At 69.5% G+C, this 5484-nt stretch carries 5 protein-coding genes; 3 read left to right on the top strand and 2 right to left on the bottom strand.

Annotation, left to right across the window (positions count from 1 at the left end; genetic code table 11):
• The first annotated feature begins 540 nt into the window (after positions 1-540).
• Positions 541-1341, top strand: a complete 801-nt coding sequence (locus DQ384_RS40080) for a MerR family transcriptional regulator (RefSeq protein ID WP_114034118.1) — start codon at positions 541-543, stop codon at positions 1339-1341.
• Positions 1342-1555: 214 nt separating this feature from the next.
• Positions 1556-2398, top strand: coding sequence for a hypothetical protein (locus DQ384_RS40075; RefSeq protein ID WP_220183401.1), 843 nt, complete (start codon positions 1556-1558; stop codon positions 2396-2398).
• Positions 2399-2450: 52 nt separating this feature from the next.
• On the opposite strand, the gene DQ384_RS40070 is transcribed toward DQ384_RS40075, so the two are convergent.
• Positions 2451-3524, bottom strand: coding sequence for a hypothetical protein (locus DQ384_RS40070; protein WP_147269110.1), 1074 nt, complete (start codon positions 3522-3524; stop codon positions 2451-2453).
• Between the two features lie 431 nt (positions 3525-3955).
• Between DQ384_RS40070 and DQ384_RS40065 the strand changes: the two genes are divergently transcribed.
• A complete protein-coding gene (locus DQ384_RS40065; RefSeq protein ID WP_114034116.1) occupies positions 3956-4582 on the top strand; it encodes a class I SAM-dependent methyltransferase in 627 nt (208 codons plus the stop codon).
• A gap of 154 nt (positions 4583-4736) precedes the next feature.
• Here DQ384_RS40065 and DQ384_RS40060 read toward each other — a convergent pair whose 3' ends face one another.
• Positions 4737-4943 carry a cold-shock protein gene (locus DQ384_RS40060; RefSeq protein WP_114034115.1) on the bottom strand — a complete coding sequence of 69 codons (207 nt, stop codon included), beginning with the start codon at positions 4941-4943 and terminating at the stop codon, positions 4737-4739.
• Between the last annotated feature and the right edge of the window lie 541 nt (positions 4944-5484).

The raw sequence follows: 5484 nt of genomic DNA, 5'->3' as shown, positions 1-5484 counted from the left end.
TCTGAGGTACTGGGCTTCTGAGGTACTGGGCTTCTGAGGTACTGGGCTTCTGAGGTACTGGGCTTCTGAGGTACTGGGCTTCTGAGGTACTGGGCTTCTGAGGTACTGGGCTTCTGAGGTACTGGGCTTCTGAGGTACTGGGCTTCTGAGGTACTGGGCTTCTGAGGTACTGGGCTTCTGAGGTACTGGGCTTCTGAGGTACTGGGCTTCTGAGGTACTGGGCTTCTGAGGTACTGGGCTTCTGAGGTACTGGGCTTCTGAGGTACTGGGCGTCGCGCGTCGATGGGTGATCGGCTGAGGGCAATGATCGACCGGCGCGCTCCCCGCCCGCTCCTCGCCCGCTCCCCTCGACGGAGCTCTGTGCGCGCGGCCACGGAGGGCGCGGGGCCCGGCGCCCGGGTGCTCGGTGCGGGCGCGCACGCCCGTCCCCTCGAACGGGCGCGTCCGCGCAGGCGGGCCTCCCGTACGCGGCACGGGCCGGGGAAGACCTCCCCGACATGCGTTTGACCTTGTCGTAGCGTCAACGTGTCTAATCGAGGCATGCGGATCGGCGAGCTCGCGGCGCTGGTCGGGGTCACCACCCGGACCGTGCGCCACTACCACCACCTGGGCCTCCTTCCCGAGCCGGTGAGACGGGCCAACGGCTACCGCGTGTACGGATTCGCCGACGCCGTCGCCCTCGCCCGCGTACGGCACCTCGCCGAGCTGGGTCTGTCGCTGGACGAACTGCGGGACGCGCTCGCCGACGACGAGGGGCGCGAGCTGCGCGAGGTGCTGCTCGAACTCGACGCGGACCTGGCCCGGCAGCAGGAGGCCATCCGGATCAAACGCCAGCGGGTCGCCGCGCTGCTGGAGGGGGCGGACCTTCGTCCCGGTTCGATGGGGTCCGCCGACATGGCGGCGATGCTGCGCGACCTGTCCACGGGAGGCTCACGCATCGCCGACATGGACCGCGACCTGCTCACCCTGTTCGACACCGTCGCCGAGCCGGAGGGACGGGCGCGGATGGCGGCCCTGATGCGCCCCTTCACCGAGCCGGACGCGCTCGCGCGGGCGCAGGCCCTCTACCGGCGGCTCGACGACCTGGCCGGCGCCGCCTCCGGCGACCCCCGCGTCCCCCCGCTCGCCGCGGACCTCGCGGCCCGGTTCCCCGACGAGATGGCCTCGGCGATCGTCGAGAACCTGGACCAGGTCCCCGCGCGGCTGCGTCCCCCCGGCTCCGGCTCAGGGACCGGCGCGGGTGACGGGGGATGGACGGAGGCCCTGCTTTCCGAGCTGTCGCCCGCCCAGATCGAGGTGTTCCGCCTGGTCATCGAGACGCTGAAGGACCGGATGCGATGACCCGGCCTCACCGCCGCCGCGAAAGGCGGACGTGACGATCGCCTCGCTCACGCCGCGAAGGAGCCGACGTGACGATTCCCCACGCCCGCGCCGAAGGAACGGACATGAAGTACCCCACGCCTCCGTCATCAAGGAGCGGACGATTCCCCGCCCCCGTCGTGGCGAAGGAGCGGACGTGACGATTCCCCCACGCCCCCGTCATAAAGGAGCGGACATGATGATTCGCCTCGCCCGCGCCGCCCTCTACACCGTGCTCCCGGCCGAACTGCTGCTCGTGGTCCTTCTCGCGTCCGGGGTGACGCCGCCCCGTCCGCTGCTCGCCGTCACCGAGACGGCGGTCGCGCTGGTGATCCTCCTGGAGACGGCCACCGCGTACCGCCTGTTCAGGGCCGCACGCCGGCGCGGCGCCGACCGGCGTGCGGCGCTCAGGGAGACCGTCCATCGCCTCGTCCCCGCGCCACTGCGAAGGATCATTGGGTTCGAGCTGAAGGCCATGGCGAGCGTGGTGTCCTGGGTGGCGCACCGCCGCGACGGGGTGCCGCCAGGCGCCACCGCCGCGTCGTACTCCAGGGAACAGACGCCGATGCTGCTGATGGTGCTCTTCGTGATGATCGTCGAGACGGTGGGCCTCGACCTCCTGCTCAGCGCCTTCGACGTTCCGGCCGGGGTCCGCGTCCCGGTCCTGGTGATCGACGTCTACGGAATCGTGATCGTGCTCGCGTACGCCGCGGCGTCCGTCACGCGCCCCCACGTCGCGACGCCCGGCGAGCTGCGCATCCGCCACGGTGTCCACCTCGACGTGCGCGTCCCCCGCGACCAGATCGCCTCGGCCCGATCGTCCCGCAACTACAACGAGCGCGGCATGATCACCGTCTCCGGCGACACCCTCGCCGTAGCCGTCTCCTCCCAGACCAACGTGACCATCGACCTGACCCGCCCGCTGACCGTGACCCGACCCCTGGGTTCCCAGGTGGACGTGACCACCATCCGCTTCTTCGCCGACAACCCCGTGACGGTCCTGAACGCCCTGAACTCCCGCGAGCTCAGCACTCCCTGACGGCCCCGGCCAAGGACCCCGGCCAAGGACCCCGCCCATACCTGGGCGCACCCTACTTGAGCAGGGCCCTGGCCGCTTCCACGCGTTGGGCGAAGATCGCCCGGCTCTCGATGAGCTTGTCGCGGTTCTCCTCCACCTGGATCTTCTGGATCGCGATCTGGACCGTCTTGTAGATCCCCGTCAGGTTCACGTCGTTCTGGCAGGTCGCGTCGATGCCCGCGACTCTCTTCTCCTCGTCACTCGCGGGCCCGTCGCCTGACGGCTGCCGCGCGTGCTCCGCGAGGAGGAAGGGGTCGCTGTAGTCCAGCCCGTCCCGCGCCACGCACGCGCGCCAGCCGGCCACCGCGGCCCGCACCCGGCTGTCGGTTCTGGCCCGTGTCTCCGAATCCGCCGACAGGCTCCGCGCGTCCACCGGCAGTCTCATGTCCCCGTACACCTTCGCGCGCGCCTGCCCATCGCATCCGCCGGGCGGGACGGTTTTGCCCGACTCCGTACGTTCGGCGTAGCCGCTGAACGCCCCCATCTCGTCCGCCGTGGCGGCACGCTTCGGTGCCGTGCGAATCCTCGTCATCAGCTCCGGGTCGAACTTCCGCCGCGGATATCCCTCGGCCCTGACCTTCTCCGGGTCGAGGTATTCGTAGAAGTCGGACTCGAGAAACGAGTGCTCGTCCCAGTTACGGACCGTGCCGTCCACCCACCGCGTGAATCCGAGCGCGCGCATGCACGCGACCGCCTGGGCCTGCTGGGCGAGGGCGAGCACCTTCAGCTCCTCCATCGAGCTCATGTACGGATCCAGCGGCAGCGCGACCCGCTCGTCGCTCGTGATCCGGAGCACGGGCCCGATGACCGGTTCGGGCGGCTGGGGCACCGGCGTGCCCGACGCCAGGCCGGTCTGCTCGGGGACGGCCGAACCGGACGCCGTGAGGAGCGGGCTCGACGGCAGCGGGCCGCTCTGGGGTGGCGCGCCGCTCAGCAGGGATGGCTGCGGTGAGGGCCGCCACGGGGTGGCGTCGGCCTTCGCCGAGGTTTCGCCCACCCGCTCGTCACCGCACCCGGCCACGAGAACACCGATCAGGACCGCTCCCGCGGACAGCACTCCGAATAAGTGCGGCTTACCTCTGGTCATCATCGCCTCCACGCCGTCGTCACGAACATTTGGACTACTCCGCGCCCGCGTTCGTTCGGCGGTGCCCGGCCCCGTTGTAAATCCAGACCGAGTTCGGCCGGCAACCCAAGAAATCCGACCTGCCCGCGGAGGACCGCCCCCACCTCCACCGGATCCTCCACGCCGGCAACACCCACGCCACCGCCCTCGCCGAATCAACTCTCAAAGAGGTCCGCACCGCGATGAGCACCTTCTTCTGATGCCAGGGAACTCCGCAGGGGCATGCGCGGCCAACCAACGAAGCGCCGGCCGCACCACGATCATCGATACCGTCACACGACGACCAACCCATGCGAGAGCCCGCGCGGGACACCGGCCGGACCGCTGCCGCAGTTTCGCCGCTTCACGTCGTGAAATGATCCGCGGAGACCTCGTCAGAGAAAGGTCGTTCGATGCGGGCTACCACGGATGCCGACGTTCGCCGGGTCTTCGACCGGGTCGCGGATCGGTATGACGACCAGATGCGGGCCTGGGAGCGGCGCCTGTTCCCGGGTAGCCGGCAGTGGGCCGTCGGGCAGGCGCGCGGCCATACTGTGGAGATCGCGGTCGGCACCGGGCTCAACCTGCCGCTGTACGGGGCCGAAGTCACGGTGGTGGGCGTCGAGTTGTCCGAGCGCATGCTGGAACTGGCGCGGCGGCGGGCGGCGCGGGCCGGCCTCGGCGAGCGGGTGGAGCTGCGGCAGGGCGATGTGCAGCGCCTGGAGTTGCCCGACGGCAGCGCGGACACCGTCCTGTCCACGTTCACGATGTGCACCATCCCGGACCCGGCGGCCGCGGCGCGCGAGGCGTACCGCGTGCTCAGGCCGGGCGGGCGGTTCGTCCTGGCCGAGCACGGGCCGTCGAGCAACCCGATCATCCGGGCCGGGATGCGGCTGGTGGAACCGCTGTCCGTGCGGTTCGAAGCCGACTACCTCACCCGTGACCCCCGGCCCTTCCTGGAGCAGGCCGGCTTCCAGATCGAGTCGGTGTCCCGGATGACACGCGGCATCAGCTTCCGGGTGCTGGCCGTCCGGCCCTGAGCCGCCAGGTCGCACGGGAACATCGACCACAGCAGGCGGCCGTGGTGGACATCCCGTGCCGCCGACAGCCTCGCGCGTACGGCGATACGGCAGGCGGAAACGCAAACAGGCCCGCACCCGTGAAGGTGCGAGCCTGGTTCGTGGCGGTGCCTTGTCAGGCGGCGACGATGTTCTCGGCCTGAGGGCCCTTCTGGCCCTGGGTGACGTCGAAGGCCACCTTCTGGCCCTCGCGCAGCTCGCGGTACCCGCCCTGAGAGACGATGTTGGAGTAGTGCGCGAAGACGTCGGCGCCGCCGCCGTCCTGCTCGATGAAGCCGAAGCCCTTTTCCGCGTTGAACCACTTCACGGTGCCGGTAGCCATGTTGATCTCCTTTTGAGAGGTGGAAGCCGGAATCCGCACTGTACGAATCCCGCGTCGCCGCGATAGGCCCACCCGGAGAAGACCGGCAAACAAAAAGTGCACCTGAGACTACATACCGTCAGGTGCACACAAGTTCATTATGGCTACCACAACTGCAACTCTATTCAACGTAGCACACGTGCGGGCGTGACCTGAACCCGGGGCCGGAGGCTTGCCGCGGCCGAAGGGGTCCACATCCAGATCAGCGGTCGGCGAGCTCCTCGGCCCGGCGTGGCCCGGCGCCGCGCCCGGTAGGCCGAACGGCGATAGGAAGTCGAGCAGTACAGGCGACGCCGTCCGGTCGAATCTGCCGGCCCCCTCGTACCCGCGTGAGCATCTCGGTGATCGCGGACGAGAGCGGGTAGCTGCGGCACGTGCTAGCGGACACGCCGTTCTCCAGTTGAGCGGCCAGATTTCTCCCGGCTGGTGGCCATCAAAATTCCTGGTGTGGTCACCGGAAATCCCGGTGAGTGGCCAGGTCGATCTCCCGGTGGATGGTCAG

The sequence above is a fragment of the Sphaerisporangium album genome, from assembly GCF_003323745.1.
Classification (GTDB): Bacteria; Actinomycetota; Actinomycetes; order Streptosporangiales; family Streptosporangiaceae; genus Sphaerisporangium; species Sphaerisporangium album.
Note: the sequence above shows the minus strand (reverse complement) of the source record. Positions and strands in the feature narration are given on the sequence as shown.